The organism is Kribbella sp. C-35 (assembly GCF_046549195.1).
Classification (GTDB): Bacteria; Actinomycetota; Actinomycetes; order Propionibacteriales; family Kribbellaceae; genus Kribbella.
Genome location: NZ_JAJPWG010000005.1, coordinates 144,337 through 168,533, shown reverse-complemented (window position 1 = coordinate 168,533; position 24,197 = coordinate 144,337). Strand labels below are relative to the sequence as shown.

Here is a 24,197-nt window from a genome sequence, read left to right as displayed (position 1 = left end):
CTCTACCCGCCACCCGCCTCCACCCCCCCGGGAAGATGCCTCCCAGCATCCCCCCAGGACGGCCCGCCAGCAACCCTCCGATACGACTCACGCAGCGATTGCCGTCGGAGTCCGATCGGTTTGAGGTTCTGTTGTGGGAGACGCCAGAGCTCGAACCCAGCAGTCCGGCTGGTCAGGTGGTTGAGCGTTGGCCGAGGATGAGCAGGTTGCCGTCGGGGTCCTCCGCTGGCAGCGTGGCTTCGGCGCGAAGACTCGCGGATGGGCGCCACCGGTGTGCAGGCACTGCGACGGGAACAAGTTGTTGGCCTGGGTCGTGGGACAGTTGCCCAACGATGACGATCTTTACGTTTCACCTCGCGGAACTCCGTCCGACGACGACGGCGGGTGCACTGTGGAAGGCGCCGGCTGTGCCTTCCACGCCCGGGTTGCGGTACGCCGAGTGCCTGGCGCTGATGCGCCTCGGTGCCCCGACCGTCTCGCCGTCCCGGATGCAGCTGCGTCGGATGGCGATGTTCGCGCGGTGGGAGGACGAGGCTGCGGTCGAGACCTTCCTGGCGGACGACCCCCTGGGCAGGCAGTTGGCGACAGGCTGGCACGTGCGCATGCAGTTCCTGCGCCGCTGGTCGCGGCTTGCGGCGCTGCCCGATCTTCCGGCGAGATCGGGCGAGTGGGATCCTGCCGAACCCGTCGTGGCGGTCACGCTGGCCCGGATGCGCCTCCTGGAGGTGCCGCGGTTCCTCAAGTGGGGCAAGCCCGTGGAACGGTTGGTTCGCGACCATCCGGGGACCACGCTGGCGCTGGCCGCGATGCGCCCGCCCCGGACGATCTCTACGTTCTCGGTCTGGCGATCCGTGCGGCAGATGGAGGAGATGGTGCACGGCCACAGCACTGTCCCGGATCCCGACCGTCACATCGCCGCAATGGCCGAACGCCGGCGCAGGGACTTCCACCACGAGTTCGCGACCCTCCGGTTCCGGCCGCTGTCGGAGCACGGCTCCTGGCAGGGGCGGAGCGGGATCGTTCCAGGGTAGGCACTCGAAGTGCTCAGCCGAGTTGTGAGCCGAGCTGGCGAGGGCCAGCGTTGGTGGGTTGTTTGCTGAGGGGTCATTGAGGCGTTGCCGGAGTCGCGTGGGATGAGATCTCATGCGGCGTCTGCTGGTGCTCACCGGGTTTACGGTCTTGTTGTTCCTGACCGGTGCCTCGTCTGCTTCGGCGCACGTCATTGCGTCGACCGGTTACTCGAGCGTTAGTCAACAGGGCAATCAGGTGACCTGGTTGCTCAGCCTCGAGTACGACGTACTGTCGCGCGCCGTCGCCCTGGGCGGGCCGACGACCGACGACCGGCAACGGTCGCAGGCCCTGGACGCCGCGAAGGACCAGATCGCCGACTATCTGCATGACCGCGTGATCGTCTCGGTCGACGGTGTGGCGTGTGAGCTCGCGCTCGAGACGACCGCGGTCGGCGAACGGGCGACCAAGGCGTACGCCGACCTGGGCCTGGTCTTCGAATGCCCCGGCTCGACCGGCGCCTTCAGGCTGAGGTACAACGTGTTCGCGACCGAGGAAGCCGTCGCCGACGACCACACCAACCTGGTTGAGTACAGCTTCCGGGATGGATCCGGCCGGACCGTGTTCGACCGGTCGCACGAGGACTTCACTGTCGGCGACAGCACCTTGGCCAGTTCCAGCCTGCAGTTCGGGAAGATGGGGGTCGAGCACATCCTGCTCGGCCTCGATCATGTTCTGTTCGTGGTCGCGCTGATCCTCGGTGCCGCGAACCTGCGCAGCCTGGTGCAGGTCATCTCGATGTTCACCGTGGCGCACAGCGTCACTCTCGTCTCCACCCTGCTGGGCGGCCTGTCGGTGCCGGCGGTGATCGTCGAGCCGCTGATCGCGCTGTCGATCGCTTTCGTCGCGGTGGAGAATCTGCTCGGCTCTACCCGCCACCGGCTCCCGGTGGTGTTCGGTTTCGGCCTTCTGCACGGCCTGGGCTTCGCCGGGTCGCTGCGGATCACCGATCAGGTCAGTCCGGAACTCCTCGCATCCTTGCTGAGCTTCAACGTCGGCATCGAGGTCGGCCAGGCGCTTCTGCTCCTGGCCGTGTTCCCACTGGTCCTGCTGATCCGCCGGACCCGCGTCGCGGTTCCGGTAGTCCGCTCGGCGACCGGGGTCGTCGCCGTCTTCGGCCTGTACTGGTTCGTAGAAAGGTTCCTCCTCGCATGATTCGCCTGACCCGCTCGTCTCGCGATCAGACAACCAAGTGGCACAAGCTCCTGTACGGCGTGACCGGCGGCCTGGCCGTGCTCGTGATCGCCGTACCGCTCACCGGCGTCGTCGCGGACGCCGTTGACGGGCCGAGCGCCACCATCACCGGCACGGTCTTCGAGGACCGGGACGCCGACGACCGGATCGACCCCGGTGAGGCCGGCCTCGCCGGCGTCGCCGTGTCCGACGGTCAGCAGATCGTCACCACCGACGCGCAAGGCCGCTACACCTTCACCACGGACGTCGAGCGCCGCGACGTCGATCTGGTCTTCGTCACCCAGCCGGCCGGGTACGACGTCGGCACCGACGACAACATGACGCCCGCGTTCTTCCGCAACCTCGGGCAGCTCGCCGACGGCGACACCAGGGAGGCCAACTTCGGCCTCCGCAAGGACAAGAAGTCGGCGGGCGGCGGGTTCACCTTCGGCAATGTCGCCGACCCGCACGTGAACGCCCAGTTGCCGGAGCAGATCACCGAGATCAACTCGACCAAGCAGGATCTCGCCTTCATCCAGGTCAGCGGTGACCTGACGAACAACGCGACCGACGCGGAGTTCGAGACCTACAAGCGCGGGACCGCGAACTCGAAGGTTCCCGTGTGGCCGGCCGTCGGCAACCACGAGTACGCGGCGGGTGCGACGTACGCGATCCGGATCAACAACTACCGCAAGCACGTCGGGCCGGAGTGGTACTCGTTCGACTACAGCGACCGGCACTTCCTGGTGCTGGAGAACAACGGCGCCGCGCCGTTCGCCGAGCAGCTGGAGTGGGTGAAGGCCGACCTCGCGAGGAACCTGAAGCCTGGCAAGCACCTCGTCGTACTGACGCATCAGCCGATGAACGTGCCCTTCGGTTCGCCGTCGGTGTACGACGAGTACGGCAAGGTGCTCGAGCAGTACGGCGCCGAGCTGATCCTGGTCGGCCACGAGCACTCGAACGACGTGGAACCGAAGAGCGACTTCGCCGGTACCGCGAAGCACATCCAGACGGTGTCGAGCTCGTACACGATCGACAACGCGCCGCGCGGGTTCCGGTTCGTGCACATGAACAACAAGACCTTCGACAACCCGTTCCGGATCTACGGCGCGGAGAAGGACCTGACCGTCGTCTCGCCGGCGCCGGGCAGCACGATCCCGCTCGACCGGTTCCCCGGCATCCAGGTGAACGCGTACGACACCACCGATCAGCCGGTCCGGGTTCGCTACAAGCTCGACAACACCGGCTGGCGCCCGCTGCAGCCGACCGGCGAGTTCACCTGGTACGCCGACCTTCCGCGGGGAGTCCGTACCGGTAAGCACCGGATCGTCGTGGAAGCCGCCGACAAGAACGGCGCGGCCTGGACGCGGACGTCGGACTTCACCTTCACCGGCGAGAAGGCGATCCAGCCGGTCGCCGGTGCGGACTGGTCGCAGCACCACGGCGACGCCATGCACAGTGGTGTCGCCGGCGACGCGATCGCGGCGGGGCAGCGCCTGGCCTGGTCGTACCGCACCAAGGGCACCTTCGTCACCGGTTCGCCGGTGATCGTCAACGGTGTCGTGTACGCCGGTACCCGGGACGAGAACGGCGACGGCAACAGCGCCGTACACGCCGTCTCGCTGGCGACCGGTAAGAAGCTGTGGAGCTACAGCGTGCCGTCGTCGGTCCATGGCAGCGTCGCTGTCTCGGACGGCCTGGTCTACGTCCCGACGTTGCGCGGCTCGCTGTTCGCGGTGGACGCCAAGACCGGCAAGCTGAAGTGGAGGAACGATCCGGAGCCTGCACCGGAAGGCAACAACCAGCGCACGTACGGCTACTACGGCGTGACTGTTGCCGACGGCAAGGTCCTGTTCCCGTACCAGACCCGCTTCGGTGAAGCGGCCACCGGTCTGCTGCTGGCTCTGGACGCGAAGACCGGTCAGCGGGTGTGGGCGTCGCCGATGGCCGGCAACACGATGAGCGACGGTACGCCGGCGGTCGCGGACGGCCGCGTGTACGTCGGCAACCAGGACGGCAGTGTCGTGATCGCCTACGACCTGAAGACCGGTGCAAAGCTCTGGCAGGGCACCGACACGCTCGGAGGCTGGCAGGACGGCGTCCCGTCCGCGGCCGACGGCAAGGTCTACATCGGCTCGAACAACGGCATCGTCGCCCGGGACGGTGCGACCGGTGCTGTGTTGTGGTCGTACACCAGTTCGCACCCGTCGCTGGTGAGCAGCGGCGCGACCCCGTCCGCGGCGGCGATCAAGGGCAACACGGTCTACATGTCCTTCCCGAGCGGCGCTGTCACAGCGCTGAACGCGACGACGGGTGCGGTGATCTGGGACCAGCTGCTGCCGGGTTCGCAGTACCGGGGTGGTTCCTTCACCTCACCGGCGCTGTCCGGGACAACGCTGTTCGTCGGCGCGAACAGTGGCGGCTTCTCTGCGCTGGATGCGCGGACCGGCCAGCCGCTGTGGTCGCAGGACATCGGTACCTGGGTGTCGGCGGGTCCGGCGGTCAGCGGCAACACCGTGGTCACGGGTGCGTTCGACGGCAACCTGTACGCGTTCACCCCGGGTGGCCCGGTCGCCAAGCCCTGGCCGCTGGTGTCCGGCAAGGTCACCAACAAGACCACCGGCGCGGCGGTTGCCAATGGCACCGTGCTGGTCGTCCAGGACGGTACTGCGGTCGGCCGCACGACGACCGATGCTGCCGGCAACTACCAGGTCGGGCTCTCGAAGGGCGCGGGCACGTACACCGTGCAGGTTGCCCAGCTCGGGTACGCGACCGCTGCTCGCGACGTCGAAGCCGCGGACAGCGGCACGTACCAGGCGGACCTGGACGTGTCGCCGGTGAACGTCGACGCGAGTATCGGCAAGCGGCTGCCGAGCGGGCTGGTCGAGGGCGGTGTCGGTGACATCGTGATCGAGAACAAGCACCTTGCGATGGCGATCGCGAAGGTGTTCCAGGACCCGCAGCTGACACCGTCCACACCCGGCAAGGTCGTCGACCTGGCGATCACCGGACAACCGGACCAGCTGGACTGGATCAACCTGCCGTACGTCAGTACCAGCGAGCCGACCGGAGGCAGCGCCTGGCAACAGTTGCAGGTGCGCTCGACCGACGTACGGATCGTCGAGAACACCGGCGAGAAGGCGGTCGTCCAGGCCACTGGAACCTCGGCGGAGAACCCGAACCTCAAGGTGGTCACGACGTACACCGCGACCGCCGACGAGCAGTTCGTCACCGCGGCCACGACCATCACCAACGCGACCGGTGCGCCCCTGACGGTGTGGGCCGGCGACGCGCTCGACCACGACGGCGCGGGCTCTCGCTCGGCCGTCTCGGGCAACGCTCCCGTGACCAGTGGCGGCCCGTTCGCCCAGACTCCGGACGCCAAACGCTGGATCGGCCAGTCCGGAACGGGTGCCGACAACCAGACCTACGGCCTCGTCTACGACACGGCGAGCGGTCCCTTTACCGGGTACTCGCAGTCGATCTGGACCATGTCGAAGTTCAAGCTCGACCTCCCGGCCGATGGCTCCCACACCATCACCCGCCGGATCGTCGCAGTCTCGAACGGAGGAGCGGCCGACAAGTTCGCCGTACTGAACCCGTTCGCTTTCTGACCCGAACCCGACGGCACACCCGGCGCGCACCAGCCGCCGGGTGTGCCAGCTCTTTGCCGTGGCCTGGTGGCTAACCCTTCACGGCGCCGGAACGGCTGGACCTGGGATCGTCTACCCGTGGCGGAAGCGCGGCCGGTCGCGCAACCTGCACAGAACCTTCACGAGTCGTCGTGCCTGTCTGACCAGGTCGGCTCCTATGGTCGGAGCGTGGTAGTTGACGGAGTGGGCCGCCGGATTCTGGTGGTCGAGGATGAGCCGGTGATCAACCAGGCGGTGACTGACCGGCTGCGTGGGTCCGGGTACGACGTTGTGCAGGCGTGGGACGGGCCCGGAGCGGTCGAGCAGTTCGCGGCGAGCGCGCCGGACCTGGTGCTGCTGGACGTGATGCTTCCTGGGTTCGACGGTCACGAGGTGTGCCGGCGGATCCAGGCTGAGCGGCCGGTGCCGGTACTGATGCTGACCGCGCGCGACGACGAGGCGGACATCCTGGCCGGGCTCGGGCTGGGGGCGGACGACTACCTCACGAAGCCGTTCCGGATGCGGGAACTGGTGGCGCGGGTGGCGGCTCTGCTGCGGCGGGTCGAGCGGGCTGCCGAGTTGGCTGCCGAGTTGGCTGTCCGGCCGGCTGCCGAGGTGGGCACCCTGCGGATCGACTCGGCCGCGCGCCGGGTCTGGGCCGCCGGGGCCGAGGTCCATCTGACGCCGACCGAGTTCGATCTGCTGCTCTGTCTGGCGGCGAAGCCGGGTGACGTCTTGACCCGGGAGAACCTGTACGCCGAAGTCTGGGGCTGGCCGGGTGCGTCCGGGACTCGCACGGTCGACAGCCATGTGAAGGCGTTGCGAGCCAAGATCGGCGCCGACCGCGTGCGAACGGTCCACGGCGTCGGCTATGCCCTCGAGCCCGGGAGCACGACGTGAGCGGCCCGCTGATGGATCAGGTCACGTCGGTCAAGGTCAAGCTCGGTCTGCTGGTAGCGATCAGTGTGACGGTGGCTTCGATCGTCGCCGCGGTGGGGGCCGTCGGCGACGTACCTGCCTGGCTGAGCATCCCGGTCACGGTGGCCCTGGCCCTCGGCGTCACCCAGCTGCTGGCAGTCGGCATGACCTCGCCCCTCCGCGAGATGACCGCTGCAGCCCGGCAGATGGCGCGCGGCGACTACTCGGGCCGAGTCACCGCGACCTCGAGCGACGAGGTGGGAGAGCTGGCGCGGGCCTTCAACCGGATGGCTGAGGACTTGGAGGCCGTCGACCGCCAACGCCGTGAGCTGGTCGCCAACGTGAGCCACGAGTTGCGTACGCCGCTCGCTGCACTGTGTGCCGTACTCGAGAACTTGGTCGACGGAGTCGCCGAGCCGGACCCCGTCGCATTGCGGACAGCGCTCGACCAGGCAGAGCGGCTCTCGGCACTCGCCTCGGATCTGTTGGATCTGGCCCGCGTGGACGCCGGTGCGGCTCCACTGTCCACCACACAGGTCGCGGTCGCGGAGTTGCTGGAGCAGGCAGTCGCCGAGGCTCGAGTGACTGGTCGTGAGGTGCGGTACGACGTATGCGTAACGCCGCAGGACCTCAGTGTCCCGGCAGACCCAGCACGGCTACACCAGCTGATTTCCAACCTGCTCGACAACGGGTCGAGGCACAGTCCTGCCGGTGGCGTCGTCCGGATCACCGCCGAGGCCACGGCCACCGGGTGGCGCTTGGAAGTCGCGGATGACGGGCCAGGTGTCCCTGCCGTCGACCGGGACCGAGTCTTCGAGCGGTTCGGGACGCTGACGGAAGCGGGCGGTGGCGGTGGCACAGGTCTGGGTCTCGCGATCGCCCGCTGGGTGACCGATCTCCACGGCGGCACTATCCACTTCGTCGACCCCGCGCCGGGCAGCACGGGTGCCCGTGTCCGCGTCGACGTACCGCATGAACCACGTCAAGACATTCAGGTCGCCAAGCACGAACAACGGCAACATACACAGGTCATCAAGAGGGAGCCCGCCATGCCTAAGCCGGTCGAGACACCCATACCCGCTGCAGCGCCAGCGCGAGTGTCGGAGCCAGGGATGGATACGCTGTTCGGCAGGTTCTGGCCGGAGACCGGCCTGCCCGGCAACGTCCGTGCGGTCCTGGCCTGCTTGGCAGTCGGCCTGCTGGCCGGCATCGTCCTGCCCTTCCGCGACCTCGGCGTCGGCACGCTCGTCGTACTGCTGGCAGCCGGGGGAGTGATCCTCGGCTTCAGCGTCAACCGCCGGTCCCGCTTCACGCAAGCCTGTGCCGCTCTCTGCGTGCTCTTGGCCCTGACAGCCGTACTGCGGGACGCGGAATGGATCGTGGTCCTGTGCCTGCTGGCGGGCGGCGCGGTCTGCATGGCCGGACTGGTGAACGGCCGCTCTCTACCCAGCTTCGTGCTGGCCGGCTTGGCCTGGCCGCTCGCTGCGCTCCGGGGACTGCCGTGGCTGGGTCGCTCTGCGCAGGCCGTGAGAGGTCTACGGACGAGCGCTGCGGCGCTGCGGACTGCGGTGTGGTCGTTGCTGGGGGTCCTGGTCTTCGGACTGCTGTTCGCCTCGGCCGATGCGGTCTTCGCTGAGTGGGTGGGCGTCGTCGTACCTGATCTGAATCTCGACACGTTCGTACTGCGTGCGTTCATCACCGTGGCAGTAGGTGGCGTCGTGCTGGCAGCGACGTACCTGGGTCTGAATCCGCCCAGCGTCGAACCTGCGGGCGCTCCGGTGCGGCCGGTCGCACGCCGGTACGAGTGGCTGGTGCCGGTGCTGCTTGTGGATGCGGTGTTCCTGGTCTTCCTGGCAGCGCAGGCGACTGCGAACTTCGGTGGGCACGAGTACCTGGAGCGCATCACTGGGCTGACCTACGCGGAGTACGTCCACCAGGGCTTCGGCCAGCTCACGGTGGCCACTGCGCTCACTCTGCTCGTGGTGTGGGCCGCCGCTCGCAAGGCACCGCGTGCCACGCCTGCTGACGTGGCCTGGCTGCGCGGGTCGCTCGGCCTGCTCTGCTTGCTGACCTTGGTGGTGGTCGCGTCCGCGCTCTACCGGATGCACGTCTACCAGGAGGCGTACGGCTTCACCCAGCTCCGGCTGCTCGTCGACGTGTTCGAGGGTTGGCTGGGTCTGCTCGTGATCGGCGTGCTGGTGGCCGGCGTGACCATGAAGGCTGCCTGGCTGCCGCGGGCCGCGCTGCTCAGCGGGGCCGGCCTCCTCCTCGGGATCGCGGCCATCAACCCAGACGCATGGATCGCCCAGCACAACGTCGACCGCTACGCCGCGACCGGCAGAGTCGATTGGTACTACCTGCAAGGGCTGTCCGACGACGCCGTACCAGTACTCACCACTCTGCCGGACGACGTCGTCTACTGCGCACTGACCGCTCGTGAGCCCAGCAAGAACGATTGGCTCGAGTGGAACCTGGGCCGCCACCGCGCCAACCCCCTCATCCGCGCCCACACCAACGCCACTCCAGTCACCTGCAGAAGCGAGCCTGCGGGCTAACAGGTCGGTCCGGTCTACTCCAGACCGTAAGCTCGTACGGCGTTGCCGCGACCCAGCATTTCGAGGTAGCGACGCGCGTCGGTCGCGCCGATCAGATCGTCGGCCAGCCACTCGTCGAGCACCCGGCCGACGGCCCGGCGCCAGAGCCACGATCCGCACGCGTACAGCTCGGGCAGGCCGAACGCGTCCGAGGCGTAGAGCACCTTGTGCATCGGCGCGATCTCCAGCGACTCCCGCACCAGCGTCTGGCTGGACGGCCCGGTATGGCTGACTGCGCAACTGGTGTCCAGCCAAACATGCGGGAAGAGCTGCGCGAGAATCCCGGCCTGACGGATGTACGGGTAGCAGTGCAGCAGCATCAGCCGAGCGCCCGTCGTACGTGTCGCGTGCGCGAACCCGGTGAGGTGGGACGGATCGCAGCGGTGCAGCACGATGTCCGGGTCGCCGTAGCCGACGTGCAACTGGATCGGCTGACGGAGTTCCACCGCCCGCCACAACAAATGCCGCAGCAGCACCGGGTCCGCGAGACGCGTCGGTGAGCCTGCCTCGATTGCCGTCAGCCAGCGGTCCGCGGCAGCGGTTACCTGAGCAGGTTCCGGTGGGGCCGGGTCGAAGTCGAGACCGTACCGGTAGGCGATGATCGACTTGACGCCAACGGCGTTTGCGGCGGCCGCCTCCAGCGCGTCGTCGAACGCGCCGGCGAAGCCGGCGGCAGTACAGCCCGGCGCGATCGACTCGGCGAGCGATTCCAGGCGCACGATCTCCTCGGTAGCCGCGCCGGTCAGCGTCGCCATCTCGTCCGGCGTCATGATCGTCGAAGCCCGGAAACCGGTGTCGAGCAGGTACCGCTCGGTTCCGCTCGAAGCCAGTAGCCGCGCGCTGACCTCCGTGCCGCCCAGCTCGCCGCGGCGCCGAAGATATTCCTCCGCGGTGCAATGCCGCGGCAGGTCGAGCAACGGCGCGCACACCGAACGCACCGTGATCCCGAACGGGTTGTCGAACACGGACGTGCCGGGTGGGGCAGGCCAGTCCGATTCGGTGGCCAGCAGCTCCACCTCCGCATCGGTCGCGGTGCCGGTCTGTACGCCGTGGCAGTGGTGGTCGATCAGCGGCAACTCGGCAGCCAGCTCGGCGACGCTTTCACCAGCCCGCATAACCGGCCAGCCTCTCGTCGTCGCTCGCGCGCTCGCGTGCCAGCTGGGCTTCCGTGGTGTCCAGGATCGCTCCTTGATCGCTCATGCCGACCACGCGAACCGCAACCGGTCGGCCACTGCGGACGGATCCTGTCCTTCGAAGGCGGTCACCTCGTGCCGCCGTACGGCAAGCAGCGCGGACAGCAGGCCCGCGCCGAGGATGTGTTTGGCCTGGGCCGAATCCCGGAGCGCGTCCAGCGCCGCGGTCTGATCGGTAGGCAGTGTCCCGTGCTGCGCGTCGGCTGGATGAGTGGTGGCCTCGGCCGGCAGCGGGGTCCTGCGCCGCAATCCGTCCACGATCAAGCCGAGCACGACCGCGGTCGCGAGGTAGGGGTTGGCGGACGGGTCGACACATTTGACCTCGATGTTGGGGCTGCCTGCCTCGACCGCGCACAGACGCACTGCGGCCTCGCGGTTCTCCAGTCCCCAGCAGGCAAACGCGCCCGACCAGTGCCCAGGAAGCAGCCGCTGACCTGACAGCACGGACCCGGCGAGCACGCCGACCACGCCGGGCAGCCCGGCGACGATGCCGCCGATCGCCGACTCGCCCTCCACGGTCAGCTCGTGCGGTCCGGGCCCGCCGGACAGCATCGGCGTACCGTCACGATCGAGTGAGACATGGATGTGGGCCCCGTTGCCGCTACCACCCGCGAACGGCACCGGCGAGAACGACGCGGCAAGCCCTGCGCGCCGCGCCGCGCGGCCGATCACGATGCGTGCCAAAACAACCATGTCGGCCGCGGTGACCGGATCGGCGGAGGAGAAGGAGATTTCGTACTGGTCGTCGCCGTACTCGGCATGGCACTGCTCGACGTCGAGCCCGGCGATTCGGCAGTCGTCCAGCAGCCGCAGGAGGAAGTCCTCCCGGTCCAGCCCTGCCGTCAGGCCGTAGCAGTTCCACGGGCGTTCGGTCAGCGCCGCGCCGTCGGCGGCGGTGAGTACGAACTCGACCTCGCAGCCGACGGTAGCGGTCACGCCGAGTGACGCCAACTCGTCCACCGTTTCCCGTAGCCGCCCGCGTGTGCACAGCAGCGAGGGCGAGCCGGACTGTTCATGGAACTCCGCCGGCGCCCAGGCCAGGCCGCCGCCGAGCACGCGCAGCGCGCGCAGGTCGGGACGCAGCCGCTGGTCACCGAGCACGCCCAGCTCAGGCGTGAACGCGATGCCGTTGTCGATGCAGAAGACATGCCAGCTCGGTGCCGCTCCCAGCCCGGACCGGTGCATCTCCGCGATCTTCTCGCGCGGCACGAACTTCGCGCGAGGCACGCCACCAGGATCGACGGCGGTCACCGCGAGCGCGGTGACCGCGGCCCGGGCGAGGTCGGCGTCGAGCTCAACGAGCTCGCCATCGCCGAGGACGGGAAGGAGATGCGAGGCCATATAAGAAACCGTCTCACCTCACCCGCCGGTTCACCTCGTACGACCCGACGAGACGGCCCCGCGTGTCGCTGTGGATACCGAGTCTTGGTGGTCGGGTCGACCCTGAGAACACTGTGCACGACATGGCCATGACGATCACTGGCGGCCTGTCGAAGTCCGAGCGACAGCATGTGCAGCGGAGGGTTCGGGCTGCGATGGCTGCGCAATCTACGGCCGCTGGCAGAAGGTCGAAGAGCTGCTGGATCCGGATGATGTTGCCGGGGCTACGTTGTGAAGATCCGGCGGTCTCCGCAGGCCAAGATTGTTCGGTCGCGGTAGCCGGCGCACCCGGCGATCGCGTCCGTTGAGACCTTCACCGCGACCTAGCTCGAAAAGCTGAGGCGGCGATCGGGCGATCGGGCGGACGGGCGCGCTGGTCGGCTGTGCAGCGGCGCCGGGTGTCGAGGAAGGGGATCTACATGTTCCGCAGCAGGATCAAGTGCGGTCTGCGCCTTCGCAAGATGGAGGGCGCCGCCCGGCGCGAGGACACGATCTACTACCGCTGCAACTCTCGAACTCTGGTGCCTGGCTCGGCGACAGCTCTCGCCCACCCGCCGCAGATCCATCTCCGGGGAGACTCGGTCGAACGGGATTTGAAGCGGAACGAGCAGTTGCGGGATCGCGTGGCGGCGGCCGAGGTCGCGATGGAGAGGCTTCGGCGGGCGCTCGACTCGACCTGGGACCCGGACGAGCTGCGTGAGCGGTACAACGCAGCCGCCTCGGAGAAGCGAGCAGCTGAGGCCCAGCATCTGGGAGAGCTGTACGCCTCGCTGAGATTGGTGCTGGCGTACCACCACGTCGAGCGAGGCGTTGACGTGGAGGTCGACCCGATGGGTGAGCGTGTGGAGAAGAGTGTCCGAGGGGGACACGCACTTAACCACACGCCTCGACCTTGACTCGAAGGGAACGGAAGGCCTGTCGATGGTGGACTGATCTGCAGCAGGGCATGGGTGATGAGGTCGTCTAGTCGTGTTGCCAGATCCTGTGAGGTGGTCCCGGACGGCGGTCCAGCGCACTACAAGTCCGCTTCACACCGACTCTGCTGTGTACGACAAGATGGCGCCGCAGGGATCACTGGCACGGTCTGCATCGGCGATCGCTTGTAGGCTCGCGCTGGTCAGGCTGGACGGGTGGCTGCGTGGTCGCGGCGCCGCTGTAGGCCGAGGGTGACGGCGAGTCCGGCCCCGCCGAGCGCGATCCCGCCGAGGGCCCCGAGTGCCGCCGACGTTGCGTCGACTCCGCCGGAGGGCCCTGTGGCAGACGGCGCAGGCGTCGGGAGCATCACCGCGCCTCCGCCGGGGTCCTGGTTGATCGCGCTCGCTGGCACGGCCGCCACCCCCAGTAGCGCCGCGGTCGCGATGGTGCTCAGCGCCAGCCGGACGAGGATGGTCTTGCATGCGGTCTTGGTTGCGTTCTTCGTGCTGTGTGCAGACATGACTGCTGCGCTCCTCTCGAGCATCCAGGCGGGACTTCCTGTACCGGTAGTCCGGGTACGCCTGACGGTCGGTGATGCCTTTGTCGCCCACAGCGGTAACACTCCGACAAACGGCGGTATCACCGCGGTAACGCGGCCCTTGACCAGGTATGGCGGCAGGTCGAGAGTCGAGATGTGGGTATCGCCGTTCTCGGCCCGCTCACGATCGAGGGGGAAGAAACCGTTCTCGGACGACGTGATCGCGTCGTGCTCGCCGCTCTCGCCGTACACCCAGGAGAGGTAGTCAGCGCGGAGGCACTCGCCGACGTGCTCTGGGACGACCAGCCACCTGCGACCTGGCCCAAGGTCGTGCAGGGTTGCGTAGTCCGGCTCCGCAAGCTGCTCGGCAGTCACACGATCGAGACCACACCACTGGGCTATCGGCTCGCGGTGCCGCTCGACGACATCGACGCCCAACGGTTCGAGCGCGCGGTCGGCCGGGCCAATGAGTTGCTGGCCGCTGACGATCCGGAGCGGGCCGCGCTGGTGCTCGCCGACGCGCTGAGGTTGTGGCGGGGCCCGCCACTGGCCGAGCTGGACGGGTGGGATCCCGGACGGATCGAGGCAGCCCGGTTGACCGAGCTGCGCCAGACCGCGGAGGAGCTGTATGTGGATTCGGCGCTGCGGTCTGGTCAGCACGACAGGGTGCTGGCCAAGGCGCGGACGTTGGCGGCGGAGGCGCCACTGCGGGAACGGCGGTGGATCCTGCTTGCCACGGCGCAGTACCAGTCCGGCCGGCAGGCTGAGGCGCTGCGGACGCTCCGTCAGTTGCGCGACGTGCTGAATCGTGAACTCGGCCTGGATCCAGGGCCCGAGATCGACGTACTGGAGCAGGCGATTCTGCATCAAGACCCCTCGCTGGTGGTGGCCAGTGCGTTGCCGGAACCGAGCCCGGACTGTCCGTACCGAGGCCTGCAGCCGTACGACGTGGACGACGCGGACGAGTTCTTCGGCCGGGACGCCGACGTCGCCGCCTGCCTGCGGAAGCTCGCCGACACCTCGGTGGTGGCGGTGGTCGGCCCGTCCGGGTGCGGCAAGTCGTCGCTTGTGCGCGCTGGTGTCGCTGCCGCGTTGCGGCGCGACGGGAAGACGGTCGTCGTGATGACGCCCGGCGTGCACCCGGTCGCCACACTTGCCTCCGTGATGCCTGGTCGGGGCTCGCCGCCGACACTGCTGGTCGACCAGTGCGAGGAGGTCTTCTCGTTGTGTCAGGACCTCTCCGAGCGCGAGAGGTTTCTGACGGCGCTAACGACACACGCTGCCGTGGCGCCGCTGATCGTGTCGTTCCGCGCGGATCGGATGGCCGACATCTCGTCGCATGCTCGGTTCGCACGTCTGGTGGCCGACGGGATGTACGTGCTGGCCGCCATGACCGAACCGGACCTGCGGGCCGCGATCGAGGAACCGGCCAGGCTGGCTTCGCTCGTGGTCGAGCCAGGGCTGGTGGACCTGCTTGTCACCGAGATCGCCGACCAACCTGGCGCGCTACCGCTGATGTCGCATGCCTTGGCCGAGACCTGGCAGCGCCGCGAGGGCCGGACCCTTACCGTCGCCGGCTACCGCGACACGGGCGGGATCCGTAGCGCCGTCGCGCAGTCGGCTGAACTGGCCTACGAGCGGATCCCGGCCGAGCAGCACCCGGTGTTGCGCGACCTGTTGCTGCGTCTCGTCACGCCCGGCCCTGACGGCGAGCCGGTTCGTAGCCGACTTCCCCGGCGCCTGGTTGTGACCAGCCCTGCGAACGACGCGATCATCGACCTGCTGATCGACGCTCGGCTGGTCACCAGCGACGACGGAGTAATCGAGCTCGCCCACGAGTCGCTCGCCCGGGCCTGGCCTCGGCTGCGCGGCTGGCTCGACGACGATCTCGAAGGCCAACGCGTGTTGCACCACTTGGCGGTCGCCGCCGATGCCTGGGCGGGTCTCGACCGGCCGGACAGCGAGCTGTATCGCGGCGTACGCCTGGCCAAAGCCCTGGAATGGCAGGACAACCGTCAGCCCATGCTGACCGCCACCGAGCAGGACTTCCTCACCGCGAGCAAGCAGGTCTCTGAGGCCGAGCTGCATGCCGCCGAGGACATCGCGCGGCGCCAGATCCGCATCAATCGACGCCTTCGCGCCGCGTTAAGCACGGCAGCGGCGCTTCTGGTCGGCGCTCTCATCGCCGGCCTGGTGGCCGTCAACCAGGCCGAACGCGCCGATCAGCAGGCGACAGCGGCTCAGCGTGCGGCGACCAGCGAGCTCGCACGTCGGGTTGGGACGCGAGCACTCCTCACCGAAGGCATCAGCCACTCGCTGCTGCTCGCGGCTCACGGAGCGCGCCTCGACGACTCCGCGGAAACCCGGGCCAACCTGCTCGCGGCGGTGAGCATGCGCCCGCTGCTGGTCCGGTCGTTTCCCGGCCGCGGCGATGATGTGGAAGGCATTTCGGTATCCCCTGACGGGCGCCGGATCGTCTCCGGTGACGACGACGCGCGGTTCCATGTGTATGACGCAGCCACCGGCAGCGTACTCAAGACCGTAGTCCTCGGACCGGACAAGGACGCGCCGGTGTACGGCGACGCCCGCTTCAGCCCGGACGGAAGGTTCGTCGTCGCGTCGACGATCTACCCACCGCAGGCGTCACCACCGCCGGGCCAGCCGCTCCTGCGGCTGTTGGACGGGGATACGCTGGAGGAGGTGTCGCCGCCGCTCGCGTTCGAGAGCACGAAGAATCTCAAGCACGACGCGTCGGCTTTCAGTGCCGATGCACGATACCTCGCGGCCTCGTTCCAGCAGAGCATCGGCAACGCTCCTGCGGCGAGGTCGGATCCGGGGTTCGCACTTGTGTGGGACCTCGAGGCGACCAACCGCCTCCCGCGCAGAGTGAACCTACCGAACTGGATTCAGGGCATCGCTCTCAGCCCGGACGGCCGCGTCCTGTACAGCATGCAGCCACTCACGGCGTACGACGTCGCCACGGGGGTACAGCTCTGGCGGCGCCCGGATCTCACCGGCTTCATGCGGATCGACGTCACCCGTGACGGCGCATTGATCGCTCTCCAACTGCATAACAAGGACTACACGGACCCGAGCGTGATCGGGCTTGTCGACGCGCGCACAGGCAGGACGGTCAAGCTGCTACCCGACCACATCGACGAGCCGCGCGCGCTGGCCTTCTCGCCCGACGGCACTGTGCTCGGCTCCGTCTCGCACGACGGCGAGGCGATCGTCTGGGACGTCGCGACCGGCCGGCCCCGCCATCGGATCAAGTCGTTCGAGATCTTGTGGGGTGTCGGCTTCAGCCCGGACGGCCGGACCCTTTACACCGGCGGCGACGAGGGCATCGTCCGGGCGTACGACCTGTCCGGACAGCAGGCGTACCTGCAGGGCAGCCGGCGGATGCCCACGCGCACGTATGCGCACGTCCTCGCGTCGGGAGACGGCAGGCGTACGGCGTACGTCTGGAGTGATGCCGCGGCCACCTGGGTGAGTTTCGCCGACTCGACCACCGGCGCCCGAACCGCACCGGTGCGACTGGACATCGACACGGTGAGGTCCCTGGTTGCCTGGCATCCGGACAGCCGGCACTTCGCGGCCGTCGACCGGTCGGGCGTCATCACGATCATCGACTCCGTGACGAACCGACTGATCCTGCGGCGCCAGGTCGTCGAGAGGGAGATCGAGTCGATTGCGTACGTCGAGCGTGGGAACCGCATCGCAGTCACCGACATCGACCGCCGGACGACGATGTTCGACGCAGACGGGCTGCGGCCCAGCGGCCCAGCCATCGATGTCGGCGGGGACATCAAGTGGTATGACTGGCCGGGCCAGTACTGTTGCGCCGCGACGTCGCCAGACGGCCAGCGTATGGTGCTGTTCGAACATTCCCCGGACGGCTCCAAGGCACGATGGCAGGTCATGCGCGTCGCGACCGGCGAGTTCGTGGCTGACGGTGAGGTGATGCTCAACCTTTTCGACGCATCGTTCTCACCAGACGGCCGCAAAATCGCCGTTACCGGGATTGGTGGCGAGCTCGTGGTCATCGATGTGACAGCGAGAGCCGCGCTGCACGCACCGACGACCGGCCATGACGGCATTGGTGAGTTCGTCCGGTTCTCGCCCGACGGCACCAGGATCGTGTCGGGAGCATCGGACGGCACCGTGAGCCTCTGGGACAGCAACACCCTCGAGCTCCTCGGCACCGTCGCGACAGCAACCGGCAGCCAACCGGCCCTCGTCTCACCGATCTTCACCCAGGGCAACGACATCGTCACCATCGCCGCGTACGACGGACACGTATACCGGTGGGACACACGCATCGATCGATTGATGACCTTCGCCTGCAGTATGGCCGGTCGCAACCTCACCCACGAGGAGTGGATGCAGGCTTTCGGCAATCGTCCCTACGAGAAGACCTGCCCATGACCTGCCCGTGTGAAGCGCAAACAGCTCCACGACCGACGTACCCGCCCTCTCTCAGGCCGGCGAGGCGTTCGAACACATTCCCGGCGGCCGGGTCGCCGGTGAGTAGCCAGGACCAGCCTGCGGCGAGGACGTACAAGGGGAATCATGGGCAGCCCGAGCAGGCGGAAGTACTTCCAGGTACGGCGTTCTCATGTCGTATTAGCTGTGTGTCCAGGTAGCTTCGCTCATGCTTCGTCAGTACGACGTTGCCGATCACAAAGGTCCCGATGATAGGGAAGGTGAGCCGATAACCGGTTGCGAAGAACAAGCCGCACGGTCCGCGGCTGATGTTTGCCCGGCCGATCGCATTGCCCTGCTGATTCATCACGAGCTTCTCCGCGATCGTCCTGAGGCGCAGGTTCGTTGCTGGTCAACACGTTGTACGGCGGTGGGAAGGTCAAGGCGCTCTACGAGTCGTGGGGTTATGAGTCGATCAGTACGCAGCAGCCGTCGGTCGACAGCCCGGTCGTCACCGCAATGCTCCGGCCAACGCGACCAGCTTGACGGTCTGCGAGTCGATGTCGGGTCAGGTAGCGCCTGCCTGAATGGGCGCCGGGGCGCTGGACAAGTTGCTGCGGCACCGCGCTCGGCAGTTCGTCCAGTGCCTGGCGCCGTTCGGGGTGGTCGTGAGTGCAGTCCGCGCCCGCCGCCGAAGGCGGCCGAAGACAGCCGCCGCGAAGCGGTGTCCGATCGTGGAGGTCGCCTCTGACGCCGCGCCGGTAGGTGGCGTTCAATGAATGTGGCGAGCAGGCCTTCGGTCATCATTTCTCCGCAACGCGCCGCGGCGGCTGCGTGGGGCCTCGGAGCGTTCGCCGTTGGGCGTATCGACTACGCCGAACACGTCGAGGAGAGAAGTTGGCGCGTGGTCGGGCGACCTTCTTGGTCGAGGCGTACGACTATGTGCTTGTCCCATCGTTCGTCGGCGTGCGGATGGTCGGAACGCCAGTGGCAGCCGCGGCTGTCTTGTCGTGCGGTGGCCGCGGCGACGACAGCCCGCGCCACCGTCGCGAGCGGTCCGGTGCCCATGGTGTCGAGCTCGTCCGTGGCGGCGTTCAGACCGGCGCCGTCGCGACGGATGCCGGCGTACCTGCTGAGGATCGTGCGAATCCGCTCCGGTTGACGATCATCGCCGAGCGTGAGCTCACGGGTGCGGCCGCGGTCCTTCGCGGGGAGGTCGAGGGTCAGGGCCGTTGCGACGCGTCGCCCGAAGACGAGTCCTTCCAGCAGGCTGTTCGAGGCGAGCCGGTTGGCCCCGTGTACGCCGGTCGCGGCGACCTCGCCGACTGCGTACAGGCCGGGTACGTCGGTTGCGCCGTTGCGATCGGTCCGAACGCCGCCGCACAGGAAGTGTTCGGCCGGCGCGACCGGGATCTGCTCGGACAACAGGTCGACGCCGATGCGTGCGCACGAGGCCAGTACGGTCGGGAACCGCTTCCGGAGAACGTCCGGCGCGACATCTGTCGCATCCAGCCAGACATGGTCTGATCCGTCGCGGCGCATCGTCGCCTCGATCGCCCGAGCGACGACGTCTCGCGGCGCCAGGTCGGCTCGCGGATGCCGTCCGGCCATGATCCGACGGCCGTGGACGTCGCGCAGTACGGCGCCTTCACCTCGGACCGCCTCGGTGACCAGGGGCAACTGACCGCTGGTCTCACCGGTGTGGAGCGCGGTCGGGTGGAACTGGACGAACTCCATGTCCACCAGCGACGCGCCGGCTCGCAGCGCCAAGGCGATCCCGTCACCGCGCACCGTCGCGGGATTGGTGCTGGCCAGGTACGCGTTGCCGATACCGCCGGTGGCCAGTACGACGGCGCGCGCCTCGATCTGCCTGAGTTCGGTGCCCGCCTCGACGAGCACCCCGACCACGCTTCCGGACTCCGACTGAAGCAGACCGACGGTACGCCCGGTCGCCGTCTGAACGCTGCTTCGCTGCAGGGCGCTGAGGAGCGCGCGATGAACCTCAGCGCCGGTGGCGTCACCGCCTGCGTGCACGATCCGAGGACGACTGTGGCCGCCTTCCAGCGTCCTCAACAGCGAGCCGGCACCGTTACGGTCGAAGCGCGCCCCGTGAGCGATGAGTTCGGCAAGCCGCTGCGGTCCCTCCTCGACCAGCGCGCGGACGTTCCGGGGATCGCAGAATCCCGCGCCCGCGACCTCGGTGTCGTGCCAGTGGTCGAGTGGATCGTCCTCGCCGTACGCGGCCGAGATGCCACCCTGCGCCCAGGGTGTGCTGCCGTCGCCGGCACTGAGCAGGATCACCTGACGGGTCGCCGCGAGACCGAGTGCGGTTGACACGCCCGCCACGCCGGAGCCGATGACGACGACATCGGCCACGCGCGTCATCGAGCACCTGCAGGTTTGCCGATGGCAACCATCCGCTCGACCGAACGCCGTGCCCGCTCGACGACCTCAGGCGGTAGCTGGATCTCGTCGCGTCCCTCCCGCAGGCACCGCACCAGCAGCTCCGGGGTGATCATCTTCATGAAGCGGCACGAGGCCTTCGGGTTCACCGGCAGGAACGTCGTCCGATGGTTGACCTTGCGGAGCTGATGGAGCATGCCGATCTCCGTCGCGACCAGAGCCGTCTTCGCAGTCAGGCCGCGAGCGGTGTCCAACATGCCGGCGGTGGAGAGGATGTGGGTCCGCTCGGCCGGAAGATCACCCACGCCGGCGAGCCAGACGGCCGATGACGCGCAGCCGCACTCGGGGTGCACGAGAACTTCGGCCGCGGGATCGGCGGCTACCTGGGCGCGCAGGTCGGCCGCGCTGATGCCGGCATGCACATGACACTCGCCCATCCACACCTCGATGTTGTCCCGGCCGGTCTGTCGCCGGACGTGCGCGCCGAGGAACTGATCGGGCAGGAACAAGACCGGCCGATCCGCCGGAATCGAGTTCACCACCTCCACTGCGTTGGACGACGTACAACAGATGTCGGCCTCGGCCTTCACCGCCGCGCTGGTGTTGACATAGGCAACGACAACCGCCTCGGGATGGTCAGCCTTCCAGGCCCGTAACTGGTCGGCGTCGATGGTGTCCGCCAGCGAGCAGCCCGCCTGGGCCGTCGGAATCAACACGGTCTTGCCGGGGCTGAGAAGTTTGGCCGTCTCCGCCATGAAGTGCACGCCGCAGAACACGATCGTGGACGCCTCGGTACTGGCCGCGATGCGCGACAGTGCGAGTGAGTCGCCGACGTGGTCGGCTACGTCCTGGATCGCCGGTTCCTGGTAGTTGTGGGCGAGAATCACAGCATCTCGCTCCTGGGCGAGGCGCCGTACCTCTTCCTGCCAGCTGATTGCCGTGCGCTGACCAACGGTCACAACAGATCCTTCTTTCGGGAGGTTTTCGCTTAGCAAGCGATAACTGGGCATGGTGATGCCGTGACGTCCCTGGTTCACCCGTGGTTGCGGGTCACCAGCAGACTGATGTCAAGTGCGGTAGGGGAGTGGGTCGGGAGGTGTTGCGCCGCTCGACGATCAGAGCCATCTGCTCGACCGGCATGTTGTCCAGCAGGATCCACTCGACCTGGCAGTCCAGCGCTTCGCGGGCCTCCTCGGCAGTGGTGACTTCGACCTCGATCGCTGCAACGAACGCCGACGTGAGGGTTGCGACGCCCGACATCCGTTGTGCGAAGTTCAGCGTCACCCGCTCGCCGGTGATGACCGACCGCGCTGCGCTTGGCGATCATCGTCGCCTCGGCCTCTAGCGCCTCCGGGACGCTCCATCGGGTGGTGACATCGTCTGCCGCCTGGTCCTCGATCAGTGCGGCCGCCACCGCGGTCCGGACCGTCTCCGTCGTCAGTTGCATCTGCTGCCCTGCTCTCCGAGATGTTTTCGCTTCTGAGGCGATAACTAGCTGCACGCTACCATCGGCCTCGTGCCCACAGCCAAGAAAGGTGATCCGGTTAACTTCCCCAGTTACCCGCACGAGGTGCTCGCCGTGGTCCTGTCCGTTCGCGACGGCAGGTTGTGCGTGCTGCTGTGGAAACGCGCACGGAGCCCGTACCGCGGCCGCTGGGCGCTTCCCGGCGGCGGGGTCGAGCCCACAGAGCGGCTGCGGGACGCCATCACCGGGCACCTTGCGACGAAGGTCGACGTTCGTGACGTCGCGCACCTCGAACAGTTGGCCACGCACAGCGCGATCGATCGTGATCCGCGGGCCCGCGTGCTGGCGACGGGCTATCTGGGCCTTGTTCCGTCCGACGTACAGCCGAAGCTTCCGTCCGACACGCAGTGGCACCCCGTCGACGAGCTGCCGCGGTCCGCGTTCGATCATCACTACTTCATCGATGCCGCGGTCGCGCGGTTGCGCGCGAAACTGTCGTACACGAACATCGGTTTCGCGCTGGCTCCGCTGGAGTTCACCATTGCGGAGCTACGTGATCTGTTCGGTGCCGCGCTGGGCTATGAGCTCGGCGCCACCAATCTCACCCGTGTCCTGACCCGCCGGCACGTGATCGACCCAACCGAACGGCGAGCCAGCCCCGGCCAGAGCGGCGGCCGTCCTGCGACCGTCTACAAGTTCGCGGCCCGCGAGCTGACCGTCACCGATCCGTTCGCAGTACTTCGCCCACCCCGCTGACGCCGACCCTGAACACCCTGGACGAGTGGCTGCGGCCTTCTGCGGCTCGGCATTCTCGCGCTCCCCACCTTCTGACCAGAGCTGCCGGACGGCTCGGCCAGATGGGGTTCGGGATTGGATACCTGCCTTGCAGCAGCATGGGTCCTACCTTGGCTTGCAGGTTGTCGAGGACCGTTGGCTGTGTCTGGCTGTGTCTGGCTGTGTCTGGCTGGGCGCGCAGGCAAACACGATCGCGCTCGGCTCGGTGAGTATGTTTCAGTTGTTAGCGTGTCCAGGGACAGGTGAGGATTCACCACCTCGCCGGCAACGGGCCCGCGCATCGGTCGACGGGGCTCCGGCGCATCGCGTAGTACGCGCCTGAAGGCCTTCCAGGTAAGAGTTTTCCCAAGTGTCTCGACGATGGTCAGGCCGATTGCCGTTATGAGACCGTGACGCCAGGGTGTGTTGTTGACGCCTTGACCAGTCCGGTTGATGGGGTCAATATGTGAGCGCTAACAATCGATCGGGCCCCTGATGTGGGAGGGACAGCGATGCCGGAAGGGAAGAGTCTGTGAAGAAGAGATTTGTGGCCACTCTGAGTGGAGCCCTGCTGGTGCTCGGCCTGGCGGCGTGCGGCGGACAAGGGGCGGGCGGGACCACCGACACTGCCAGCCAGCAGCCCAAGGATCTGACCATCGGCGTATCGATGCCAACGCAGACGTCGGAGCGCTGGATCGCCGACGGCAAGGCAGTGAAGGAGAAGCTCGAGGCGAAGGGATACAAGGTCGATCTGCAGTACGCGAACGACGACATCCCGACCCAGTCGCAGCAGGTGGATCAGATGATCACCCAGGGCGCCGACGTGCTCGTCATCGCCGCGATCGACGGCACCGCGCTCAGCAGCCAGTTGCAGGCGGCGGCCGACAAGAAGATCCCGGTGATCGCCTACGACCGGCTGATCCGCGGCAGCCAGAACGTCGACTTCTATGTCAGCTTCGACAACTACAAGGTCGGCGTCGCCCAGGCCAAGTCACTTCTTCGCGGGCTGGGCCTGGAGAACGCGGACGGCTCGAAGGGCACCAAGACCGGGCCGCTCAACATCGAGGTCTTCGCCGGTTCGCTGGACGACAACAACACGCACTTCTTCTTCCAAGGCGCCATGGACACCCTGAAGCCGTACCTCGACAACGGCTCGCTGGTCGTCAAGTCGAAGCAGACCAAGCTCGAGCAGGTCGCGATCCTGCGCTGGCAGCAGGAGGCGGCACAGAAGCGGATGGAGAACCTGCTGACCTCGAGCTACAACGACGGCGGCAAGGTTGCCGGCGTCCTCTCGCCGTACGACGGCATTTCGCGCGGCATCATCACCGCGTTGCAGAACGTCGGTTACGGCACGGCGGCCAACCCGATGCCGGCGATCACCGGTCAGGACGCGGAGATCGCGTCGGTCAAGCTCATCAACACCGGTGTCCAGAGCTCCACGATCTTCAAGGACACCCGGCTGCTGGCCGAGCAGGCCGTCAACGCGTCGGTGGCGTTCCTGGAGAAGAAGCAGCCGGAGGCCAACGACACCAAGTCGTACGACAACGGCGTGAAGGTCGTCCCGGCGTACCTGCTGCCGATCCAGACCGTCTTCAAGCAAGACATCCAGAAGCAACTCGTCGACTCCGGTTACTACACGGCCGCCGAAGTCGCTGCCGGTCAGGCCAAGTGACGGACGGCCGGGCCGGCGGCACGATCCGCCAGGCCCGGCCGCCTGAG

The 24,197-nt window shown here is 67.6% G+C and carries 15 protein-coding genes; 9 read left to right on the top strand and 6 right to left on the bottom strand.

The genetic code is table 11. The features are described 5' to 3' along the window. Positions 1-332: 332 nt before the first annotated feature. From ACLJOO_RS31200 to ACLJOO_RS31180, 5 genes are all read left to right on the top strand, one after another. Complete coding sequence (locus ACLJOO_RS31200) at positions 333-1,031, top strand: hypothetical protein (RefSeq protein ID WP_410791111.1); 699 nt, start codon at positions 333-335, stop codon at positions 1,029-1,031. A 112-nt stretch (positions 1,032-1,143) separates the two neighbouring features. Then, a complete protein-coding gene (locus tag ACLJOO_RS31195; RefSeq protein ID WP_410791110.1) occupies positions 1,144-2,223 on the top strand; it encodes a HupE/UreJ family protein in 1,080 nt (359 codons plus the stop codon). Beyond that, a complete protein-coding gene (locus tag ACLJOO_RS31190) occupies positions 2,220-5,855 on the top strand; it encodes a PQQ-binding-like beta-propeller repeat protein (protein WP_410791108.1) in 3,636 nt (1,211 codons plus the stop codon). Before ACLJOO_RS31195 ends, ACLJOO_RS31190 begins: the two co-directional genes overlap by 4 nt. Positions 5,856-6,062: 207 nt before the next feature. Then, positions 6,063-6,773 carry a response regulator transcription factor gene (locus ACLJOO_RS31185; RefSeq protein WP_410791106.1) on the top strand — a complete coding sequence of 237 codons (711 nt, stop codon included), beginning with the start codon at positions 6,063-6,065 and terminating at the stop codon, positions 6,771-6,773. Further along, entirely contained in the window at positions 6,770-9,346 is a 2,577-nt protein-coding gene (locus ACLJOO_RS31180; protein ID WP_410791105.1) for a DUF4153 domain-containing protein, read from the top strand. Before ACLJOO_RS31185 ends, ACLJOO_RS31180 begins: the two co-directional genes overlap by 4 nt. Before the next feature lie 14 nt (positions 9,347-9,360). Here the strand turns inward: ACLJOO_RS31180 and ACLJOO_RS31175 are convergent, their stop codons facing one another. After that, on the bottom strand, positions 9,361-10,500 hold the full coding sequence (locus ACLJOO_RS31175; RefSeq protein ID WP_410791103.1) for an amidohydrolase family protein: 1,140 nt from the start codon (positions 10,498-10,500) through the stop codon (positions 9,361-9,363). A gap of 81 nt (positions 10,501-10,581) precedes the next feature. Then, complete coding sequence (locus ACLJOO_RS31170; protein WP_410791101.1) at positions 10,582-11,919, bottom strand: hypothetical protein; 1,338 nt, start codon at positions 11,917-11,919, stop codon at positions 10,582-10,584. Between the two features lie 458 nt (positions 11,920-12,377). On the opposite strand from ACLJOO_RS31170, the gene ACLJOO_RS31165 reads away from it, so the two are divergent. Then, positions 12,378-12,854, top strand: a complete 477-nt coding sequence (locus ACLJOO_RS31165) for a hypothetical protein (RefSeq protein WP_410791100.1) — start codon at positions 12,378-12,380, stop codon at positions 12,852-12,854. Between the two features lie 221 nt (positions 12,855-13,075). On the opposite strand, the gene ACLJOO_RS31160 is transcribed toward ACLJOO_RS31165, so the two are convergent. Continuing rightward, the gene (locus tag ACLJOO_RS31160) at positions 13,076-13,393 is read right to left on the bottom strand and encodes a hypothetical protein (RefSeq protein WP_410791099.1); all 318 of its coding nucleotides are present in this window, start codon (positions 13,391-13,393) and stop codon (positions 13,076-13,078) included. 174 nt (positions 13,394-13,567) lie between these two features. On the opposite strand from ACLJOO_RS31160, the gene ACLJOO_RS31155 reads away from it, so the two are divergent. Further along, complete coding sequence (locus ACLJOO_RS31155) at positions 13,568-17,839, top strand: BTAD domain-containing putative transcriptional regulator (protein ID WP_410791097.1); 4,272 nt, start codon at positions 13,568-13,570, stop codon at positions 17,837-17,839. Positions 17,840-18,706: 867 nt separating this feature from the next. Here ACLJOO_RS31155 and nadB read toward each other — a convergent pair. From nadB to ACLJOO_RS31140, 3 genes are all read right to left on the bottom strand, one after another. Next, entirely contained in the window at positions 18,707-20,221 is a 1,515-nt protein-coding gene (gene nadB / locus ACLJOO_RS31150; protein ID WP_410791096.1) for an L-aspartate oxidase, read from the bottom strand. Beyond that, positions 20,218-21,198 (bottom strand): quinolinate synthase NadA, encoded by a 981-nt coding sequence (gene nadA, locus ACLJOO_RS31145; RefSeq protein WP_410791095.1) that lies wholly within the window; start codon positions 21,196-21,198, stop codon positions 20,218-20,220. Before nadA ends, nadB begins: the two co-directional genes overlap by 4 nt. A 91-nt stretch (positions 21,199-21,289) precedes the next feature. Next, on the bottom strand, positions 21,290-21,523 hold the full coding sequence (locus ACLJOO_RS31140) for a hypothetical protein (protein WP_410791094.1): 234 nt from the start codon (positions 21,521-21,523) through the stop codon (positions 21,290-21,292). A 232-nt stretch (positions 21,524-21,755) separates the two neighbouring features. Here ACLJOO_RS31140 and ACLJOO_RS31135 point away from each other — a divergent pair, with 232 nt between their 5' ends. Next, positions 21,756-22,460, top strand: a complete 705-nt coding sequence (locus ACLJOO_RS31135; protein ID WP_410791093.1) for an NUDIX hydrolase — start codon at positions 21,756-21,758, stop codon at positions 22,458-22,460. A 565-nt stretch (positions 22,461-23,025) separates the two neighbouring features. Then, positions 23,026-24,150, top strand: a complete 1,125-nt coding sequence (gene chvE / locus ACLJOO_RS31130; protein WP_410791092.1) for a multiple monosaccharide ABC transporter substrate-binding protein — start codon at positions 23,026-23,028, stop codon at positions 24,148-24,150. Positions 24,151-24,197: the final 47 nt, after the last annotated feature.